Consider the following 459-nt stretch of genomic DNA (forward strand, 5'->3'; position numbering starts at 1 on the left):
TAACGGCCAGGGCCTGTGGCCGACCCTGCCGGTGGCCGAGCGCATCCAGCACGTCGAGACCTTCCTCGCGCGCATGCGCGAGCAGCGCGAGGCGGTGGTCAAGCTGCTGATGTGGGAGATCGGCAAGAACCTCAAGGACTCCGAGAAGGAGTTCGACCGCACCTGCGACTACATCGTCGACACCATCCACGAGCTCAAAGAGCTGGACCGCCGCTCCAGCCGCTTCGAGCTGGAGCAGGGCACCCTCGGCCAGATCCGCCGCGTGCCGCTGGGCGTGGCGCTGTGCATGGGCCCCTACAACTACCCGCTGAACGAGACCTTCACCACCCTGATCCCGGCGCTGATCATGGGCAATACCGTGGTGTTCAAGCCGGCCAAGTTCGGCGTGCTGCTGATCCGCCCGCTGCTGGAAGCCTTCCGCGACAGCTTCCCGGCCGGGGTGATCAACATCATCTACGG

The 459-nt window shown here is 65.8% G+C and carries 1 protein-coding gene; it reads left to right on the plus strand.

What is annotated here, in order from left to right; genetic code table 11:
- The coding region (locus ACYVD0_RS13445) for an aldehyde dehydrogenase family protein (RefSeq protein ID WP_460427304.1) at nucleotides 1–459 on the plus strand (459 nt) is incomplete at both ends.

The sequence above is a fragment of the Azotobacter armeniacus genome, from assembly GCF_054779355.1.